This is a genomic window from Sphingosinithalassobacter tenebrarum, assembly GCF_011057975.1.
GTDB classification, from domain to species: domain Bacteria; phylum Pseudomonadota; class Alphaproteobacteria; order Sphingomonadales; family Sphingomonadaceae; genus Sphingomonas; species Sphingomonas tenebrarum.
Genome location: NZ_CP049109.1, coordinates 3283464 through 3300907 on the forward strand (window position 1 = coordinate 3283464; position 17444 = coordinate 3300907).

General features: G+C 65.6%; 22 protein-coding genes and 1 tRNA gene. 16 read left to right on the plus strand and 7 right to left on the minus strand.

All coding sequences use genetic code 11. The annotated features are described in order from the left end of the window. Positions 1-45: 45 nt before the first annotated feature. From G5C33_RS16155 to G5C33_RS16170, 4 genes are all read right to left on the minus strand, one after another. A complete protein-coding gene (locus G5C33_RS16155) occupies positions 46-777 on the minus strand; it encodes a sulfotransferase-like domain-containing protein (protein WP_165328080.1) in 732 nt (243 codons plus the stop codon). Then, complete coding sequence (locus G5C33_RS16160) at positions 774-1697, minus strand: aminotransferase class IV (RefSeq protein WP_165328081.1); 924 nt, start codon at positions 1695-1697, stop codon at positions 774-776. Before G5C33_RS16160 ends, G5C33_RS16155 begins: the two co-directional genes overlap by 4 nt. A gap of 66 nt (positions 1698-1763) precedes the next feature. Continuing rightward, a complete protein-coding gene (locus G5C33_RS16165) occupies positions 1764-2096 on the minus strand; it encodes a hypothetical protein (RefSeq protein ID WP_165328082.1) in 333 nt (110 codons plus the stop codon). Continuing rightward, complete coding sequence (locus G5C33_RS16170; RefSeq protein WP_165328083.1) at positions 2093-2593, minus strand: SspB family protein; 501 nt, start codon at positions 2591-2593, stop codon at positions 2093-2095. Before G5C33_RS16170 ends, G5C33_RS16165 begins: the two co-directional genes overlap by 4 nt. A 102-nt stretch (positions 2594-2695) precedes the next feature. Here G5C33_RS16170 and hisB point away from each other — a divergent pair, with 102 nt between their 5' ends. The 7 genes from hisB to G5C33_RS16205 all read left to right on the plus strand — a co-directional run bounded on the left by hisB (position 2696) and on the right by G5C33_RS16205 (position 6703). Beyond that, on the plus strand, positions 2696-3283 hold the full coding sequence (gene hisB / locus G5C33_RS16175) for an imidazoleglycerol-phosphate dehydratase HisB (RefSeq protein WP_165328084.1): 588 nt from the start codon (positions 2696-2698) through the stop codon (positions 3281-3283). Next, a complete protein-coding gene (locus G5C33_RS16180) occupies positions 3280-3570 on the plus strand; it encodes a YciI family protein (RefSeq protein ID WP_165328085.1) in 291 nt (96 codons plus the stop codon). The genes hisB and G5C33_RS16180 overlap by 4 nt, the downstream gene beginning before the upstream one ends. Beyond that, a complete protein-coding gene (gene hisH, locus G5C33_RS16185; RefSeq protein ID WP_165328086.1) occupies positions 3567-4169 on the plus strand; it encodes an imidazole glycerol phosphate synthase subunit HisH in 603 nt (200 codons plus the stop codon). Before G5C33_RS16180 ends, hisH begins: the two co-directional genes overlap by 4 nt. 157 nt (positions 4170-4326) lie before the next feature. Continuing rightward, a complete protein-coding gene (hisA, locus tag G5C33_RS16190; RefSeq protein ID WP_165328087.1) occupies positions 4327-5058 on the plus strand; it encodes a 1-(5-phosphoribosyl)-5-[(5-phosphoribosylamino)methylideneamino]imidazole-4-carboxamide isomerase in 732 nt (243 codons plus the stop codon). Positions 5059-5191: 133 nt separating this feature from the next. After that, entirely contained in the window at positions 5192-5953 is a 762-nt protein-coding gene (gene hisF, locus G5C33_RS16195) for an imidazole glycerol phosphate synthase subunit HisF (protein ID WP_165328088.1), read from the plus strand. 203 nt (positions 5954-6156) lie between these two features. Further along, the gene (locus G5C33_RS16200; RefSeq protein ID WP_165328089.1) at positions 6157-6354 is read left to right on the plus strand and encodes a hypothetical protein; all 198 of its coding nucleotides are present in this window, start codon (positions 6157-6159) and stop codon (positions 6352-6354) included. Positions 6355-6385: 31 nt separating this feature from the next. Then, positions 6386-6703, plus strand: coding sequence for a phosphoribosyl-ATP diphosphatase (locus G5C33_RS16205; RefSeq protein ID WP_165328090.1), 318 nt, complete (start codon positions 6386-6388; stop codon positions 6701-6703). Between the two features lie 288 nt (positions 6704-6991). On the opposite strand, the gene G5C33_RS16210 is transcribed toward G5C33_RS16205, so the two are convergent. Continuing rightward, positions 6992-7067 (minus strand) — tRNA-OTHER (locus tag G5C33_RS16210). A 210-nt stretch (positions 7068-7277) separates the two neighbouring features. Between G5C33_RS16210 and G5C33_RS16215 the strand changes: the two genes are divergently transcribed. The 7 genes from G5C33_RS16215 to G5C33_RS16240 all read left to right on the plus strand — a co-directional run bounded on the left by G5C33_RS16215 (position 7278) and on the right by G5C33_RS16240 (position 13841). Beyond that, the gene (locus G5C33_RS16215; protein WP_165328091.1) at positions 7278-7658 is read left to right on the plus strand and encodes a histidine triad nucleotide-binding protein; all 381 of its coding nucleotides are present in this window, start codon (positions 7278-7280) and stop codon (positions 7656-7658) included. Between the two features lie 43 nt (positions 7659-7701). Continuing rightward, the gene (locus tag G5C33_RS19450) at positions 7702-7893 is read left to right on the plus strand and encodes a hypothetical protein (protein ID WP_266095908.1); all 192 of its coding nucleotides are present in this window, start codon (positions 7702-7704) and stop codon (positions 7891-7893) included. A gap of 5 nt (positions 7894-7898) precedes the next feature. Then, on the plus strand, positions 7899-9143 hold the full coding sequence (locus tag G5C33_RS16220) for a sodium-dependent transporter (RefSeq protein WP_266095909.1): 1245 nt from the start codon (positions 7899-7901) through the stop codon (positions 9141-9143). A gap of 102 nt (positions 9144-9245) precedes the next feature. Then, positions 9246-10829 carry an amino acid permease gene (locus G5C33_RS16225; RefSeq protein ID WP_165328092.1) on the plus strand — a complete coding sequence of 528 codons (1584 nt, stop codon included), beginning with the start codon at positions 9246-9248 and terminating at the stop codon, positions 10827-10829. 93 nt (positions 10830-10922) lie between these two features. Beyond that, entirely contained in the window at positions 10923-11465 is a 543-nt protein-coding gene (locus tag G5C33_RS16230; protein WP_165328093.1) for a hypothetical protein, read from the plus strand. Positions 11466-11469: 4 nt separating this feature from the next. After that, positions 11470-12198: a class I SAM-dependent methyltransferase gene (locus G5C33_RS16235; protein WP_165328094.1), complete on the plus strand. Its 729-nt coding sequence runs from the start codon at positions 11470-11472 to the stop codon at positions 12196-12198. 95 nt (positions 12199-12293) lie between these two features. Beyond that, positions 12294-13841 (plus strand): alanine/glycine:cation symporter family protein, encoded by a 1548-nt coding sequence (locus tag G5C33_RS16240; RefSeq protein ID WP_165328095.1) that lies wholly within the window; start codon positions 12294-12296, stop codon positions 13839-13841. A gap of 275 nt (positions 13842-14116) precedes the next feature. Here the strand turns inward: G5C33_RS16240 and G5C33_RS16245 are convergent, their stop codons facing one another. Beyond that, positions 14117-15115 carry an adenosine kinase gene (locus G5C33_RS16245; protein ID WP_165328096.1) on the minus strand — a complete coding sequence of 333 codons (999 nt, stop codon included), beginning with the start codon at positions 15113-15115 and terminating at the stop codon, positions 14117-14119. Positions 15116-15206: 91 nt separating this feature from the next. On the opposite strand from G5C33_RS16245, the gene G5C33_RS16250 reads away from it, so the two are divergent. Together G5C33_RS16250 and G5C33_RS16255 are read left to right on the plus strand one after the other, a co-directional pair. Then, positions 15207-15944: an EI24 domain-containing protein gene (locus G5C33_RS16250; RefSeq protein WP_165328097.1), complete on the plus strand. Its 738-nt coding sequence runs from the start codon at positions 15207-15209 to the stop codon at positions 15942-15944. Then, entirely contained in the window at positions 15941-16315 is a 375-nt protein-coding gene (locus tag G5C33_RS16255) for a hypothetical protein (protein WP_165328098.1), read from the plus strand. The genes G5C33_RS16250 and G5C33_RS16255 overlap by 4 nt, the downstream gene beginning before the upstream one ends. On the opposite strand, the gene queG is transcribed toward G5C33_RS16255, so the two are convergent. Further along, complete coding sequence (queG, locus tag G5C33_RS16260) at positions 16312-17439, minus strand: tRNA epoxyqueuosine(34) reductase QueG (RefSeq protein ID WP_165328099.1); 1128 nt, start codon at positions 17437-17439, stop codon at positions 16312-16314. The genes G5C33_RS16255 and queG overlap by 4 nt on opposite strands. Between the last annotated feature and the right edge of the window lie 5 nt (positions 17440-17444).

Sequence of the window (17444 nt, forward strand, 5' to 3'; positions counted from 1 at the left end):
GGATCACGGGTGTATTATCAAGACAATACAGGAAGGCCGGTCAAATCAGCCGATGCGGTGTTGCGCCATGCGCTCGTAATAGGGGCGTGCGGCCTCCGCGATCGGCTTGATCGCCTCGGGCAGGTCGTCGATCGTGGCGACGTGGCTGGGCGCTGCGAAACCGGTGGATTTCTCTACCGCGTCATACCAGGCGGGCGCCCATGCCCCGTCGCTGGCCCGGCGTCCCGGCGGCCAGTTCAGCATTCGATCCGAAAAGGGAATGGCCAGCGCTTCGCACAGGATGGTCAGGCTTTCGCGCGGATCGCGCTGCACGCTCGGCCCTTCGATCACCACCGGCGCGGCGCCGGTGCGCTCCGCGACGCGATCGAACAGCTCGCACTGGCGGACGACGCCGATATCCTCGAGCGTGACGTCGCCGCGCTTGACGATGTACGACGCCAGCACCTGTTCGGGCGGGCGGATCAGGAAGGCATTGGTGACCGAGTCCATCCAGTCGAGCCCGAAATCGGGCAGCATATGGTGGCACATCTGCTTCTGATACCAGATCGGCGCGCCGTTGGGCGCCTCCCCCGTCATCGCCGCCGCCACGTCGCGCCAATCATTGGGCTGGGAGGCGAGAACCGCGTCGTTCATCGGGTGGACGATACCGGTTTCGGCAAGGAAGGCGGCGTAGAAGGGCTCGTCCGAAACGTCGCAATCGTCGCGATTTTCGAACGCGCGCATCATCGCGGTCGAGCAGTTGCGCGGGCCCGACCACATGGCGATCCGTACTGTCATACCAGCCGGTTCGCGGCGGCGTCCGCGTCCTTCATCACCTGGTAGGCGTCGGTCACGGCCTGCGTTACCGGGCCGTTCACTTGCGGGAGTTCGCGGCCGTCGATCGCGCGAACCGGCGTGATCCCGCCCATCGTGCCCGTAACGAACGCCTCGTCTGCGTCATAAACCCGTTCGAGCGGGAAACTGCCCTGTTCGATCGGCGCGACGCCGCCGCGACAGGCGAGGATGACGTTACCGCGCGTGATGCCGTTGAAGCAGTAGCGGTCGCCCGCGACGAACACCGTGCCGCCTTTCACCCAGAAGAAGTTGGTGGCGTTGCAGCTGGCGACGTTTCCGTGCGGATCGCACATCAGCGCTTCGTCGGCCTCCGGGTCGATGTCGATCGCTTCGAGCAATGCGCGGATGAAGTTGAGGCGGCTGTGCGAATTCAATCGCATGTCGAACATTTCCGGGCCGGAGGTGCGCGTTGTGACGCTCTGGACGGTCAGGCCGCCGCCGGGGATTTGCGCCGGCGCCTTATATTCGGCAGTGATCGCGATGGTCGGCCGGCCGAGCGCGTTGCGCGGGTCCTGATTGACGGTCGCCTTGCGCCCGCGCGTGACCATCAGGCGGAGATGCGCGCCGTCCTGCATATCGTTGGCGATGAGCAGATCGCGCAGCGCGGCCTTCATCTCCGCGCGCGTCAGGCCGATATCGATGCGGATATCGTCCGCGCCCGCATAGAGCCGGTCGAGATGCGCATCGAGGAACAGCAGCGCGCCTTTGTGCAGCCGCAGCCCCTCCCACACCCCGTCGCCCAGCCCGAACCCCGCGTCGAAGATCGAGACGCTGGCGGTGGCGTGCGGAACAAGCTCGCCGTTCAGGTGAACGAGGAGATTTGCGTTACGGGGATCGGGAGTGAAGTCCTGGGAACCGGCCATGCCCCGAGTCTAGGGGGACCGTCGCGATCCGGGAAGGGGCCAAGAGCACCGCAACCGGCGGTTCAGCTACAGGCAGGCAGCGGAGCTATCGAGACAGGCAACGAAGAGAATACCGTAAAACAAGGCCGGCCCCATCAGCGCGCAATAAGGCGGCACCGCCAGGATCAGCATATAGTTCAGGCGCAGCAGGATAAGGCCCAGAATGCCCGGTAAAAGCAGGACGCCCAATGTCCAGAGCCCGAGATCGGGAATGAAGGAAATCCCGGTTTGCGTTTCCAGCCAGAAGCCAAGCGCCGCATAGGCCGCCGGCCCGAACAGGACGAGCAGCGTCGCCAGCGACACCCGCGATACGGCCCAGACATCACCCATCGTCGGTGACGTGAGAGCCCGATCGCTCACTTCTTCCGTTTGAAGTCCACCGACACGACGTTCGACCCGTCTTCGGACTGTACGACCGCAGCGTCGCCTTCGCCGTCATTTCCGGCGTCGTCATAGGCATCGGGATCGGTTTCGGGGCCGTCATCGTCATTGACGTGGAAACGCAGTTCGAAATTCACTGCCGGATCGTGGAAACCGGTGATCGCCGAGAACGGGATGAACAGCATCGACGGGATCTGGTTGAAGCTGAGACCCACCGAGAATTTCTCGTCATCCACCTTCAGATCCCAATAGCGATGCTGAAGGACGATCGTCATTTCGTCGGGGAAGCGTTCGATCAGCCGGTCGGGAATGTCGACGCCCGGCGCCTGCGTCTTGAAGGTGATGTAGAAATGATGCGCGCCTGGCAGACCGCCGCTTTCGGCGACCTGCCCCAGAACCCGGCCGACGACTGCGCGCAATGCCTCCTGCACGATTTCGTCATAGGGAATCAGGCTGTCGGGTACGCTGTTGTTCATGCGCCAACTGCTAGCGACTGTGTGTCGACGGTCAAGCCAGACTTGCCCCCGCGCAAGCCCGTTACGAATTGCATGGCGGCGCAACGACGCTATGGAGGCGCCATGCGCACCGCCACCGTCAGCCGCAAGACCAGCGAGACATCGGTCGACGTCACCGTCAATCTGGACGGAACGGGAAACTATGCGATTTCCACCGGGATCGGCTTTTTCGATCACATGCTGGAGCAGCTTTCGCGCCATTCGCTGATCGACATGGATGTGAAGACCGTCGGCGACCTGCATATCGACCAGCATCACACGGTCGAGGATACCGGGCTTGCGATCGGCGAGGCGATTGCCAAGGCGCTCGCCGACAAGAAGGGCATCCGCCGCTATGCCGACGCGCTCTCGCCGATGGACGAGACGCTGACGCGCGTCGCAGTCGACATTTCGGGGCGGCCTTACTGCGTGTTCAAGACGGTGTTCAGCCAGAAGCGGCTGGGCGAGATGGACACCGAGATGTTCGAACACTGGTTCCAGAGCTTTTCGCAGAATGCGGGTATCACGCTGCATGTCGAAACGCTCTATGGCGACAACAACCACCATATCGCCGAAAGCTGCTTCAAGGGCCTTGCCCGCGCGCTGCGCGAAGCGGTCGAGATCGACCCGCGCAAGGCGGATGTCATCCCCAGCACCAAGGGCACATTATGAGCCTCGTCATCGTCGAGCTGACCTATAAGGTCGATCCCGCCGAGATCACCGAGCTGCGCCCCGCGCATCTCGAATGGCTGCGCGAGGGATTGATGGCAGGCAGGCTGGCGCTGTCGGGACGCAAGATGCCGGTGACCGGCGGCATGCTGATCGTGCGCGGAACCGTGGAGGAAGCCCAGGCCTGGTGCGCGAGCGATCCCTTCGCGCTCGCCGATGTCGCCGAATATCGTTTCTTCGCGTTCGAGCCGAGCCTTGCCGCGCCCGGGCTGGAGAGCCTGCTTCCGTGAGCGTCGCGCTGATCGATTACGGCGCGGGCAATCTCCATTCGGTGCATAATGCGCTGAAGGCGGCGGGCGCGACCGACATTGCAGTGACCGACGATCCCGATGTGGTGCTGCGCGCCGATCGCGTGGTGCTGCCCGGCGTTGGCGCGTTCGGTGCCTGCGCCGCGGGGCTTCGGGCGATCCCCGGCATGGTCGAGGCGATGGAGACGCGCGTGCTGGGCGGCGGTGTGCCGTTCCTTGGCGTGTGCGTCGGCATGCAATTGCTCGCGACGACCGGCGTGGAAATGGGCAGCCATGCCGGGCTCGGCTGGATACCGGGCACGGTACGCGAACTTCCGGCAACCGGCGTGCGCGTGCCGCATATGGGCTGGAACGACGTGACGCCGCTGGTCGATCACCCGCTGATCGAATCCGGTGAGGCTTATTTCCTGCACAGCTTCGCGTTTGAAGGCGACGAAGGCGTGCTCGCCGTCACCGATCATGGCGGACCGGTGACCGCCGCGATCGGGCGCGACAATATCGTCGGCGTCCAGTTCCACCCCGAAAAGAGCCAGCGCTACGGCATCGCGCTGGTCGAAAGGTTTCTCGCATGGGCTCCGTGACTTTCCAATTCCTCCCCGAGCTTGCCTCGGAGAGGGGGACCATCGCGCAGCGATGGTGGAGGGGCGGCGGTGGAACACCGCCGTCTGCGACGGCGGCCCCTCCACCACCAGCCTGCGGCTGGCGGTCCCCTTCCCCCAGCAAGCTGGGGGAGGAACTATGACCCTCACCGTTTTCCCCGCGATCGATCTGAAGGCCGGCAAGGTGGTGCGTCTTGCCGAAGGCGATATGGCGCGCGCCACGGTTTACGGCGAAGACCCCGCCGCGCAGGCCGAGGCATTCGCGGCCGCGGGCGCCGATCACCTGCATGTCGTCGATCTCGACGGCGCGTTCGCGGGCAAGACCGTCAACCGCGCGGCAGTGGACCATGCGATCCGCGCCTTTCCCGGCAAGGTCCAGCTGGGCGGCGGCATCCGCACGCGCGAATCGATCGAGCGCTGGCTGGAGATCGGCGTCGATCGCATCGTGATCGGCACCGCCGCGCTGGAAAACCCGGCACTGGTGCGCGAAGCCGCACGCGTCCATCCCGGCCAGATCGTCGTCGCCGTCGATGCGCGCGACGGAATGGTCGCAACCAATGGCTGGGCCGATGTCACCAATGTCTCGGTCGCCGATCTCGCCCGGCGGTTCGAGGATGCCGGCGTTGCCGCGCTGCTGTTCACCGATGTCGGGCGCGACGGGCTGCTCAAGGGCTGCAATGTCGAAGCGACGGTGGCGCTGGCCAAGGCAGTCGACATTCCCGTCATCGCCAGCGGCGGCGTTGCCGGGATCGAGGACATCACGGCGCTGACCGGCCATGTCTCCGACGGAGTGGCAGGCGTGATCACGGGCCGCGCGCTTTACGACGGCCGGCTCGATCTGGCCGAAGCGATCAGGGTGGCGAAGGGATGATGGCGCACGCACTTCTCCCCTCCCGCTTGCGCGAGGGGATCAGGGGGTGGGCTCGCGCTCACCGCAAAACGCAGCGCCTATTGATAGCGGGTGCCCACGCCCCGCCCCCCTCGCGCATGCGGGAGGGGGGGAAGTGACCGTCCGCGCCCGCGTCATTCCCTGTCTCGACGTCGCCGAGGGGCGCGTGGTGAAGGGCGTCAATTTCGTCGAACTGCGCGACGCGGGTGATCCTGTCGAGCAGGCGCGGGCCTATGACGCCGCCGGTGCGGACGAACTCTGCTTCCTGGACATCACCGCGAGTTACGAGGAGCGCGGCACGTTCCTCGACGTGGTCAGCCGCACCGCCGAAGTCTGCTTCATGCCGCTCACCGTCGGCGGCGGTGTGAGAACGGTGGAGGACGCGCGCGCGCTGCTGCTCGCGGGTGCCGACAAGGTGGCAGTGAACAGCGCCGCCGTCTCGCGCCCCGAAGTCGTTTCCGACATTGCCGAGCGGATGGGCAGCCAGTGCGTCGTCGCTTCGGTCGATGCGCGGCGGACGGGCGACGCCAAGTGGGAAGTCTTCACGCATGGCGGGCGCCGCCCGACGGGGATCGACGCAGTGGAGCATGCGCTGCGCCTCGCCAAGCTTGGCGCGGGCGAGATATTGCTGACGTCGATGGATCGCGACGGGACGCGCGCGGGGTTCGATCTGGAACTGACGCGGGCCATCGCCGATCAGGTGTCGGTGCCGGTGGTCGCATCGGGCGGAGTCGGCAATCTCCAGCATCTGGTCGAAGGCGTGCGCGACGGCCATGCCAGCGCGGTGTTGGCGGCATCGATCTTCCATTTCGGCGAAGCGAGCATCGCCGACGCGCACGCCGCGCTGGCGGCGGCGGGGATTCCGGTTCGGGATTAACGCTTTGGTTGGGGGTGATGGGTTAGGTCCGTGGTGATGGGCCTTGCTTGGAAATGCTCGACTAATCCCAAGCGAAACCGTCACCCTGAACTTGTTTCAGGGTCCACTCCTCCACCTGCACGGGCCTGGCTTGTGGCACGGTGGATGCTGAAACGAGCCTGTCCCGAGCATCGTCGAGGGATTCAGCATGACGAGGGATGTTGATGTACCGCCTGCTCGCCCTGCTCCCTGCGACCGTCGCCGCCCCTGCCCTTGCCGCGAGCGATAGCGGCGGACGCACGATGCCGCAGCTATCGGACATCGCGCTGGTCGCTTTCGCCGCGCTGGCTTTGTGGTTCGTCCGCCGGGCGATGCGCGCGCGGGCGCGCAAGTCGCGCGAGGCAGGCCCCTCCGAGGATTGACAGCAAGCCGCCGTCGCGCAAGGCGAGTGGCATGTCCCAGGATATTCTCGACCGGCTGGAAGCCACGATCCGCGAGCGCCGCACCGGCGATCCCGAAACCAGCTATGTGGCGAAGCTGACGGCCAGGGGCCGCAAGAAGATGGCGCAGAAGCTGGGCGAGGAAGGCGTCGAAGCCGCGATCGCCGCCGTCGCCGAGGACAAGGCGGCGCTGACCGGCGAGGCGGCGGACCTGATCTTCCACCTGATCGTGCTGCTGGCGGACGCGGGGCTCACCCTCGACGACGTGCGCGCCGAACTGGCGCGGCGCGAGGGGATGTCGGGGATCGCGGAGAAGGCGGCGCGGGGGTGAACCCCCGTTGCGTCGCCCCTGCGCAGGCAGGGGCCCATGTCTGTAGCGTGTCGCGGTAACACCGACACATATCGGCCGCGCCTGTGTCAGCCGATTGCACGAACGGTACAGCGATAGGCCCCTGCCTGCGCAGGGGCGACGGGGCGGGATTGCCGGCAGTGGGAACCAACGCGCCGCGCTGACGTCACCCCGGACTTGATCCGGGGCCCAGCTGCCTTTTCCCGGCGCAGAGGAAGCAGAAAAAGCTGGATCCCGGGTCAAGCCCGGGATGACGGTGAGACTGGGAAGGGCCGGCGGCAGGGGTCGAACCCGCACCCTTTCGGGGCCGCTGGTGCGGCACGTCACCCGATTCCGTCACGCCGACCGCGGCCACATAGACGGAATTGCGGAAATTGGCGACGCTCCCGGTTCCTCCCCTGCAAGGGGAGGGGGACCGGCGCAGCCGGTGGAGGGGTAGCTCTCCGCAGGCCGCTGGTAGCGTTTTTGGCGCTTACCCCTCCACCATGCTGCGCATGGTCCCCCTCCCCCTCCGGGGGAGGAATGGGTATGTCGCGACAACCGAGAGGAGACTCGCATGCCCATCGACGCCACCGCGCCCTATGACGATCAGAATATCTTCGCGAAGATCCTGCGCGGGGAGATTCCCAACAAGACCGTGTATGAGGACGAATATGCGCTCGCCTTCCACGACATCAATCCGCAGGCGCCGCATCACATCCTCGTCATCCCCAAGGGCGCCTATGTCAGCTGGGACGATTTTTCGGCGAATGCGCCCGAGACGGAGATTGCCGGATTCATCCGGGCGGTGGGCAAGGTGGCGCGCGAGGCCGGGCTGGTCGAACCGGGATACCGGCTGCTCGCCAATGTCGGGATGGACGCGCATCAGGAAGTGCCGCATCTTCACGTCCATATCTTCGCGGGACGCAAGCTCGGGCCTATGCTTGCGCAAGACTAGGCGTTAGGCTGGTATCTTTCGTAACCAGGGGGAAGCATCGGGCATGGCAGTGACAGGCGGCGCATCAACGGATCAGGCGCCCGATTCGCAACCGCACTGGTCCTCGCGCTTCGCCTTCATCATGGCCGCGATCGGCTCGGCCGTCGGGCTCGGCAATCTCTGGCGCTTTCCCGCGCAGGCAGCGAGAATGGCGGCGGCGCCTTCGTCATCTTCTACATCGTCTGCGTCGCGCTGATCGGCATGCCGGTGCTGCTTTCGGAAATGCTGATCGGACGCCACGGCGGCAGTTCGGCCGTGGAAAGCGCCAAGAAGGTGGCGCGCGATTCGAATGCCTCGACCTTGTGGTCGCTGCTCGCGAGTTTCGGCGTGCTTGGCGCCTTCCTGATCCTCAGCTTCTACTGCGTCGTCGCGGGCTGGGTGCTCTATTATGTCGGCGTGTTCGCAAGCGATTTCGTTACCGCATTGTCGGGCAATTTCGCCGGCGGCGCGCTCGCGGGCATGGATCAGGCGGCGATCGAGGGGCTGTTTCCCGGGCTGCTCGGCAATCCGGGCATGCTGATCGGGCTGCACGCGCTGTTCATGGCGATCACCCTGTTCTTCGTCGCGCGCGGCGTCAGCGGGGGGATCGAGATCGTCGCGGTATGGCTGATGCCCGCCTTCTTCATCCTGTTCCTCGGCATCACCGTGTACAGCCTGTTCAGCGGCGCGCTCGGCGAGACGATGTCGTTCCTGTTCGCCTTCAACCCCGACCGGCTGTTTCACGGCGATGTGATGCTGGCGGGGCTCGGCCAGGCGTTTTTCTCGCTTTCGCTCGGTTCGGCGCTGATGATCACTTATGGCGCCTATGCCGGGCGCGAGACCAATCTCGCCAATTCGACCGCGATCATCGCCGTCGCCGATACCGGCGTCGCGATCATGGCGGGGCTGTGCATCTTTCCGATCGTCTTCGCCGCCGGCCTCGACGCCGGGTCGGGGCCGGGACTGATGTTCGTCTCGCTGCCGGTCGCGTTCCAGGCGATGCCGTTCGGATCGCTGATCGGGCTGTTGTTCTTCGTCATGGTAGGGTTCGCCGCGCTGACATCCTCGGTCGCGCTGCTCGAGGCACCCGCTTCGTGGCTGATGCACCGCTTCAACATCGCCCGCGCGCCTGCCGCGATCATCATCGCGGCGCTCGCCTTCGCGGTGGGGACGCTGGCGGCACTCGGCTACAATCTGCTTTCCGACGTGCATCCGCTCGGCTTCTGGCCGGCCTTTGCCGGGCTCGACATCCTCGACTCGCTCGACGCGATTTCGGGCAAGATCCTGCTGCCGCTTTCGGGGCTGCTGACCGCGATCTTCACCGGCTGGATCGCCGATCGGCGGCTGGTCGATGCGGAGAACGGCATCGACGGTGGAATCCATGTCCTGTGGCGCTTCCTGATCGCGTGGCTGTGCCCGCTGGCGCTGGCGGCGATCCTGATCGTCGGGCTGTGGCCGACCGCCTGAATCATTTCGGTTGTCGGCGGCGCAAAAGCCGCTAGCGTGCCGCTTTCCAATTCGAGCCGCCGGCGCTGATGCGCCGGGGCTCGTTTCGAAAGTCGCACGTCAATGATCTTCGGGCGCATCAAGCCTCTCGACGCCATCCTTGCCACCGCCGAAAAGAAATCGCTGACCCGCTCGCTGGGCGCCGTGCAACTGACCTTGCTCGGCGTCGGCGCGATCATCGGCACGGGCATTTTCGTTCTCACTTCCGAAGCCGCGCAGAAAGCCGGGCCCGGCATGATGTGGGCCTTCGTCATCGCTGCCGTGGTGTGCGGCGTGGCGGCGCTCTGCTATTCCGAAATCGCGTCGATGGTGCCGGTGTCGGGCTCCGCCTATACCTATACCTATGCCGTGATGGGCGAGCTGCTCGCCTGGATGGTCGGCTGGGCGCTGATCCTCGAATATGCCGTCGCCGCTTCGGCCGTATCGGTGGGCTGGTCGGGCTATTTCGTCGGCCTGCTGCACAGCTGGGGAGTCGAATTTCCGCACGTGCTGGCGGTCGGCCCCTATGCGGGAGGAATCGTCAATCTGCCAGCGCTGCTCATCGCGCTGCTCGTCACGCTGCTGCTGATGATCGGCACCACCGAAAGCGCGCGGGTGAACGCGGTGCTGGTGGCGATCAAGGTGACCGCGCTGACCGTCTTCATCGGCCTGACCCTGCCGGTGATGCAGGGGGCCAATTTCGAACCGTTCATGCCGAACGGCTGGTTCGGCAACGGCCATGGCGCGGGCCTCGGCGCGGTCGGTGCGGCGGCCTCGATCTTCTTCGCCTATGTCGGCTTCGACGCGGTTTCGACGGCGGCGGAGGAGACCAAGAATCCGCAGCGCAACGTGCCGATCGGCCTGATCGGATCGCTGGCGATCTGTACCGTCTTCTATCTGCTCGTCGCAGCGGGCGCGATCGGGGCGCTGGGCGCGCAGCCGGTGACCGGCCCGGCAGGCGAGATCCTCGCCCCGGGCACGCAGGCGCTGGCGCAGCAATGCCAGGCGATCGCTTCGGTCGCCACCGAGCCGCTCGTCTGCTCGCGCGAAGCGCTCGCCCATGTCCTGCGCTCGATCGGTTACGAGCGGCTGGGCGACCTGATCGGCGTCGCGGCGTTCCTTGCCCTGCCCTCGGTCATCCTGATCATGCTGTTCGGCCAGACGCGCATCTTCTTCGTGATGGCGCGCGACGGACTGCTTCCCGAAAAGCTCGCCGCGATCCATCCCAAGTGGAAGACGCCGCATATCGTGACGATGATCACCGGCGTCGCCGTCTCCTTCTTCGCGGCGTTCCTGCCGGTAGGGCAGCTTGCCGACATTTCGAACTCGGGGACTTTGTTCGCCTTCTTCATGGTGGCGCTGGCGGTGCTGATCCTGCGCCGGACGCAGCCCGATCGCCCGCGCCCGTTCCGCACGCCGCTGGTCTGGGTGGTTGCGCCGTTGGCGATCCTCGGCACGCTCGGCCTCTATTTCAACCTGCCGTTCGAAGCGAAGATGGTGCTGCCGGTATGGGGCGGCATCGGGCTGGTCGTCTATTTCCTCTATGGCTACCGCAAGAGCCATGTCGGCCTGGGCCATGTCGAAGTGCATGAAGACGATCCCGACGCCCCGCCCCAGCCCGTCCCACCGATCGGCGACGCGCATACGCCGGGCGGCAAGGACGCCTGAGACGACACCGAAGAGGGCCGGCAGCGATGCCGGCCCTTTTTCGTTGCGTTGTCTCGCCCCGAACCGCAGATTTGGCGGATGGCGAGCTATGAGATGTCCGACGCGGAAATACGGCGCTTCTGGCGCTTGAGCTGGCTGTCGGCACTTCAGGCCTTTGCCGACCGGGATACCCAGCAACGCCGCTGGCTAGATCCCAAGGAGCGGAACCCAAGCTACTCGTTCGTCGAATGCATGGCGGACTATTTCGATGGCGCTGCCTATCTTGGGCAGGAGGATGCCTATCGAAAGCGGCTCGAATGGGGGCATCTCAGCAAGGCAGAAGCCCATACGGTCGCTGGATTTCACGCATTGGCGGATGCCTATCAAGCACCCTGTGACGAATGGGATGCTGCCACCATCCTCGCCGATCCGGCATGGCAGGAAGTCGTCGCCAGCGCAGAATGGGCGCAGCAGAAACTGCTGCCGCTGCTGTCCGGCCCGGACGAGATCGAGGCGCTGACGCAACCGCCCCTCTGGAGCGAGAAGGACGGGAGCTACTACGCCCGACTGCCGGGCACCGCCATCATACCGGCCGCACGCGAGAAACGCGGGCTTCGCGCGATGCTTGCATCGATCAAGCTATGGCTTGTCGGCTAGCCCCATGACCGCGCTCTACGACACGATCGGCGTCAATTATGTGCAGCTGCGGCGCCCGGATCCGAGAATCGCCGCCGCGATTCATCGCGCGCTGGGCGATGCGCGCTCGGTGCTCAATGTCGGTGCGGGCACCGGTTCCTATGAACCCGCCGACCGGCGGGTGACGGCGGTGGAACCGTCGACGGAGATGATCGCCAGGCGCGCGGCCGATGCCGCACCTGCCATTCAGGGCGTCGCCGAAGCGCTGCCCTTCCCCGACGACAGCTTCGACGCGTCGATGGCGGTCCTCACGCTCCATCACTGGACCGACAAGGCCGCCGGGCTGCGCGAGATGCGCCGGGTGACGCGCGGGCCAGTGGTGCTGGTCACCTTCGATCCGGCGCAGCGGCCGTGGCTGACCGACTATCTGCCGCAACTCGCCGCGCTCGACGAGGCGCAGATGCCGACGATGGCGGACTATGCGGACTGGCTGGGCGATGTCACGGTGTCGCCGCTCGAAGTGCCGCACGACTGCAGCGACGGCTTTCTCTACGCCTATTGGCGCAGGCCCGCCGCCTATCTCGACCCGCGTATTCGCTCGGGCATTTCCTCCTTCTGGGCGCTGGACGATCTGCAGGTGGGGCTCGACCGGCTGCGCGACGATCTGAACAGCGGCGAATGGCCGCGCCGCCATGCCGCGCTGCTTGCGCGCGAAGCCTATGACGCGGGCTATCGGCTGATCGTCGCGCGGTAACCGAACCCGTATGCCACCGATCCGTCACAAAGCCTTCCCTCACTCCACCCCATCGGCTAGCCTCCCGCTTTCTGCGTATCCGAAGGGGGATTTTCGTGACAGCAGCAGCTGCGGATCAGGCGGCGAACACCAGCCTGATCGACCAAGTAACCAATGTGTCCGACTTTATCTGGGGGGGCACATGGAACGGCACCGAGGTGCTGCCGATACCGCCGCTGGTGGTGATCCTTTTCGGGGTCGGTCTCTATCTGATGATCGGCCTCAAATTCTATCCGATCCTGCAGCTTCCCTCGGCATTCAAGGGGCTGTTCGTCAAATCGGGCGGCAAGAACGGTGCTGGCGAGATTTCGCCGTTCGCGGCGCTTTCCACGGCGCTGTCGGGTCAGGTCGGCACGGGCAACCTTGCCGGTGTCGCAACCGCGATCACGCTGGGCGGGCCGGGTGCGATCTTCTGGATGTGGATCACCGCGCTGCTCGGCATGTCGCTCGCCTTCGCCGAAGGCGCGCTCGCCATCCGCTATCGCGAAATCACGCCGGAAGGCCATTATCGCGGCGGCCCGATGAGCTACATCACCTTCGGCATGGGCCCGAAATGGAAGTGGCTGGCGATCGTCTTCTGTCTTGCCGTGCTCTTCTCAGGCCTGATCACCGGCAACGGCATTCAGGCGAACAGCTTTGCTGATTCGTTCAACGAACTGACCGGGATGGATGAATGGATCGGCGGCGCTATCGCCGCGATCGCGGTGTTCATCGTCATCATCGGCGGCATCAAGTCGATCGGCGCCGTCGCCGAAAAGGTCGTGCCGACCATGGCGACGCTCTACATCATCATGGCGCTGATCGCGCTGATCATGAATTTCGGCGATCTTCCCGAAACCTTCAGCCGCATTTTCGGCGGCGCATTCAATCCGCAATCGGCGATGGGCGGCTTTTTGGGCGCCAGCATGATCGTTGCGATCCGCGCCGGTGCCGCACGCGGCCTGTTCTCGAACGAAGCGGGTCAGGGTTCGACTCCGATCGCGCATGCCGTCGCCCAGACCAAGGATCCGGCGCTGCAGGGTCGCTTTGCGATGATGGGCACCTTCATCGACACGATCCTGATCTGCACCATGACCGCGCTGGTCATCCTGACCGTCGAAGGCCAGTTCACCGGTGGCGGTGAAGCGGTGAAGCATGCCTGGCAGTCCGATCTCAACGGCTTCGCCATGACCTCGGGTGCCTTCGCGGCAGCCTTCCCGCTCGATGTTGCGGGTATTCCGATCGGCACGCTGGTCGCATCGCTCGCGCTGCTGCTGTTCGTCTTCACGACGTTGCTCACCTGGAGCTATTACGGCGAACGCGCGATCACCTTTCTCTACGACATGATCCCCGGATCGACGCCGCAAGGCGAGAAGATCCTGCACATGATCTGGCGCCTGCTGTGGTGCGTGGTGATCTTCTTCAGCGCGACCTTCCCGCTCGAGCTGATCTGGCGGCTGGGCGACATTTCCAACGCGACGATGGTGCTGCCCAACCTGCTGGCGCTGGCGATCCTGTCTCCGGTGGTGTTCAAGCTCGCCAAGGGTGTCCGCAACGCGGGCAAGGATCATGGCCGCGACACGCCGCACGAACTGTTCGACGAGGCGCCGGCTCCGGCGGAGTAATCCGCCAGGCCGTCGACGGCCAAACAGCAAAGGGCCGGGGAGCGATCCCCGGCCCTTTTGTTTTGTTGGCCGTTGCGGCCGCGCGCACCGGACAAGAAAAAGGCCGGGAATCGACCCCGGTCTTTTTTCTCTGTGGACAGAAATCCTCCCCCGGAGGGAGAGGGGGACCGCCGAAGGCGGTGGAGGGGTATTGGCCGCGAGCGCCTCGCTTGCCGAAACTACCCCTCCGTCAGCCCTTCGGGCTGCCACCTCCCCCGCCGGGGGAGGAATGTGGCTTATCCCAGCTTCTTCGTCACCAGATCCTTGAGGTCGACTTCCGGCCGTGCGCCATAGTGGCTGATGATCTCGGCCGCGCAGACCGAGCCCATCCTGAGCGAATCGGCGACGCTCTTGCCCTGCGCCTGGCCGCGCAGGAAGCCCGCGGCGAACAGGTCGCCCGCGCCGGTGGTGTCGACGACCTTGTCGATCGCCTCCGCCGATACTTCGGCCCGCTCGCCGCCGGTCAGCGCGATCGCGCCCTTTTCGCTGCGGGTGACGACGAGCACCGGCACCTGCGGCGCGATCTTTTCGACCGCGGCATCGAAATCCTCGAGATCGGCAAGCGCGAGCAGTTCATTCTCGTTGGCGAACAGGATGTCGACCAGCCCGTCGGCGATCAGCTTGCGGAAATCGTCGCCGTGGCGCGAGATGCAGAAGACGTCCGAAAGCGTGAAGGCGACCTTGCGCCCGTTGCTCCGCGCGACGTCGATCGCGGCGCGCATCGCCTGGCGCGGCTCTTCGGGATCCCAGAGATAGCCTTCGAGATAGAGGATCGCGCCCTTGGCGATCAGATCCTTGTCGAGCGCGCTTTCAGGCAGGAACTGCGAAGCGCCGAGAAAGGTGTTCATCGTGCGCTGCCCGTCGGGCGTCACGAAGATCAGGCAGCGCGCGGTGGTCGGGTCGCCCGCGCGCGGCGCGGTATCGTAATGGATGCCGACCGAATTGATGTCGTGCTTGAAGATCTGGCCGAGTTCATCGTCGGCGACCTGGCCGATAAACCCGCATTTGCCGCCGAGCGAGGCGATGCCCGCGACGGTGTTCGCCGCCGAACCGCCCGAAACCTCGCGCCCCGGCCCCATCTTGGCATAGAGCGCGTCGGCTTCCTCGGGAGAGAAGACGAGCTGCATCGATCCCTTGGTCATGCCCTGTTCGACGATGAATTCGTCGCTCGACTGGGCCAGTACATCGACGATCGCATTGCCGATCGCCACGACGTCATATTCAGGGGTCGTCACACGCTTCTCCTTTGGGGTTGCAGCCCGCACCTAGGCGGCGGCAAGAAGGAGTGCAACCGAAGCGCGCAATATCGGGGAGCGGCAAGGCGGGATGTTTCAATCGTTTTTTCTGTCTTTCGGGCAGTTGCTCGACAAGCCGATCGCGCGGGTTTTTCTGAAATCGCTTGCGGTCACGATCATTGCTTTCGGCGTAGTCGGCGCAGCACTTTGGTGGGGCATGCGCTGGCTGTTCCGGCTGGTGAACGGCGCGCCGGCGGGCGAGCCGGGCACGCTGTGGGGCTGGGCCACGGGGTGGGCGCAGGCGGCCAGCGAGCATCAGGGGCTGGCGGACCTGATCTCGCTGATCCTGTTCCTGCTCGCTTCCTGGCTGCTGTTCCGCGCGATCGCCGTCGCCGTGATCGGCATCTTCGCCGACGAAGTCGTCGTCGCGGTCGAACAGAAACATTATCCCGACCGGCTGGCGAGCGCGCGCGACGTGCCTTTCTGGCGCGGCGTATGGATGGGGCTGGGATCGGCGGCGCGCGCGATCGCGATCAATGTCGTTCTCTCGCCGCTATACCTGATCCTGCTGGTGACCGGCGTCGGCACCGCGGTCGCCTTCTTCGTCGTCAATGCCTGGCTGCTCGGCCGCGACCTGGGCGATATGGTCGCCGCGCGCCACATGCCGAAGGAAAAGCTGGCACGCTGGCGCTCACGCACCATCTTTCGCCGCTTCCTGCTTGGCGGTATCGGGACCGGGCTGTTCCTGATACCGGGGCTGAACCTGATCGCCCCGGTGCTCGGCACGGCAATGGCGACGCATATGCTGCATCGAAAGGGTATTGAATGAAGGCGCGTATCGCTGCGGTCGCTCTGGCCGCCCTGCTGGTTTCGGCATGCAGCAGCGGGAGCGGCATTACCGGCGCCGCGCGACGCCCCGGCCCGGCGGTTCCGGTGCCCACCGATGTACCGCTGACCACTGCGGTCATGGGGCAGCAGGCCGACCGGCTGTTCGCGCAGTTCGGCGCGCCGACACTCGACATCAGCGAGGGGCGCGGACGCAAGGTTCAGTTCGCCAACGGCACCTGCGTTCTCGACGCCTATCTCTACCCCCCTGAAAACGGGCGCGGATCACCGACGGTTACGTTCATGGAAACGCGGCTGCGCGACGGCAGCCCGATCGATCCGTCGAGCTGCATCGCGTCACTGCGCGCGCGTTAAGGCGCGAGCGTCCACTCGCGCGTGACATCATCGTCGGGTTCACCGGCGGCACGCGCATCGCGCTCCTGCCGCCAGCGGGCCGGATCGAGCCGTCCCAGCGCCCAGACCGCCGCTCCGCGCACGGCCGGCGCCTCGTCATCGAGCAAACCGGCAACCTGTGGCACCATTGCCGCCTCGCCGCTGTTGCCCGCCGCGATCAGGCAGTTGCGCACCATCCGGTCGCGCCCGATCCGCTTGATCGGCGATCCCGAAAACACCTGGCGAAACGCCGTATCGTCGAGCGCCATCAGATCCCCGAGCGCCGGGGCAGCCAGTTCGCCGCGCGGCAGGAATGCGCGATGCGCCGCGCTTTGCCGCGCAAACTTGTTCCACGGGCAAACCGCCAGGCAATCGTCGCAGCCATAGATGCGATTGCCGATGCCCTGCCGGAATTCGTGCGGGATCGGTCCGGCATGTTCGATCGTCAGATAGGAAATGCACCGCCGCGCATCGAGCCGGTAGGGTGCGGGAAAGGCATCGGTCGGACATGCATCCTGACAGGCCGAACATCTGCCGCAACTGTCGCGCCCGGCCCGGTCGGGCGCCAGATCGAGCGTGGTGTAAATCGCGCCGAGGAACAGCCAGCTGCCGTGATCGCGGCTCACCAGATTGCTGTGCTTGCCCTGCCAGCCCAGCCCCGCCGCTTCCGCCAGCGGCTTTTCCATCACCGGCGCGGTATCGACGAACACCTTGAGCTCGGTTTCGGGAATTTCGGCGACCAGCCAGCGGGCTAGATGCTTGAGCGCCTTTTTCACCGTGTCGTGATAGTCGGCGCCCTGGGCATAGACCGAGATGCGCCCCACCCCGCCCGCATCGGCGAGCGCAAGCGGATCGCGACCGGGAGCGTAGCTCATTCCCAACGCGATCACCGATCGGACTTCGGGCCAGAGCGATGCCGGGCTCTGGCGCTGATGCGCGCGCGCCTCCATCCAGATCATGTCGCCATGACAGCCATCGGCGATCCATTGGTGCAATCGCTCGCCGGCGCGCGGCGCGGCATCGGCGCGCGCAATCCCGGCCGCGGCGAAGCCGAGTTCGGCGGCCTTTTCCCGGATCCGTGTTTCGATTGGCTTGTGGTCGGTCACTCCCT

Coding starts and splice junctions, on each gene's coding strand:
- G5C33_RS16155 (WP_165328080.1), bottom strand. CDS start 777: ATGACAGTACGGATCGCCATGTGGTCGGGCCCGCGCAACTGCTCGACC.
- G5C33_RS16160 (WP_165328081.1), bottom strand. CDS start 1,697: ATGGCCGGTTCCCAGGACTTCACTCCCGATCCCCGTAACGCAAATCTC.
- G5C33_RS16170 (WP_165328083.1), bottom strand. CDS start 2,593: ATGAACAACAGCGTACCCGACAGCCTGATTCCCTATGACGAAATCGTG.
- hisB (WP_165328084.1), top strand. CDS start 2,696: ATGCGCACCGCCACCGTCAGCCGCAAGACCAGCGAGACATCGGTCGAC.
- G5C33_RS16180 (WP_165328085.1), top strand. CDS start 3,280: ATGAGCCTCGTCATCGTCGAGCTGACCTATAAGGTCGATCCCGCCGAG.
- hisA (WP_165328087.1), top strand. CDS start 4,327: ATGACCCTCACCGTTTTCCCCGCGATCGATCTGAAGGCCGGCAAGGTG.
- G5C33_RS16200 (WP_165328089.1), top strand. CDS start 6,157: ATGTACCGCCTGCTCGCCCTGCTCCCTGCGACCGTCGCCGCCCCTGCC.
- G5C33_RS16205 (WP_165328090.1), top strand. CDS start 6,386: ATGTCCCAGGATATTCTCGACCGGCTGGAAGCCACGATCCGCGAGCGC.
- G5C33_RS16215 (WP_165328091.1), top strand. CDS start 7,278: ATGCCCATCGACGCCACCGCGCCCTATGACGATCAGAATATCTTCGCG.
- G5C33_RS19450 (WP_266095908.1), top strand. CDS start 7,702: ATGGCAGTGACAGGCGGCGCATCAACGGATCAGGCGCCCGATTCGCAA.
- G5C33_RS16220 (WP_266095909.1), top strand. CDS start 7,899: ATGCCGGTGCTGCTTTCGGAAATGCTGATCGGACGCCACGGCGGCAGT.
- G5C33_RS16225 (WP_165328092.1), top strand. CDS start 9,246: ATGATCTTCGGGCGCATCAAGCCTCTCGACGCCATCCTTGCCACCGCC.
- G5C33_RS16230 (WP_165328093.1), top strand. CDS start 10,923: ATGTCCGACGCGGAAATACGGCGCTTCTGGCGCTTGAGCTGGCTGTCG.
- G5C33_RS16235 (WP_165328094.1), top strand. CDS start 11,470: ATGACCGCGCTCTACGACACGATCGGCGTCAATTATGTGCAGCTGCGG.
- G5C33_RS16250 (WP_165328097.1), top strand. CDS start 15,207: ATGTTTCAATCGTTTTTTCTGTCTTTCGGGCAGTTGCTCGACAAGCCG.
- G5C33_RS16255 (WP_165328098.1), top strand. CDS start 15,941: ATGAAGGCGCGTATCGCTGCGGTCGCTCTGGCCGCCCTGCTGGTTTCG.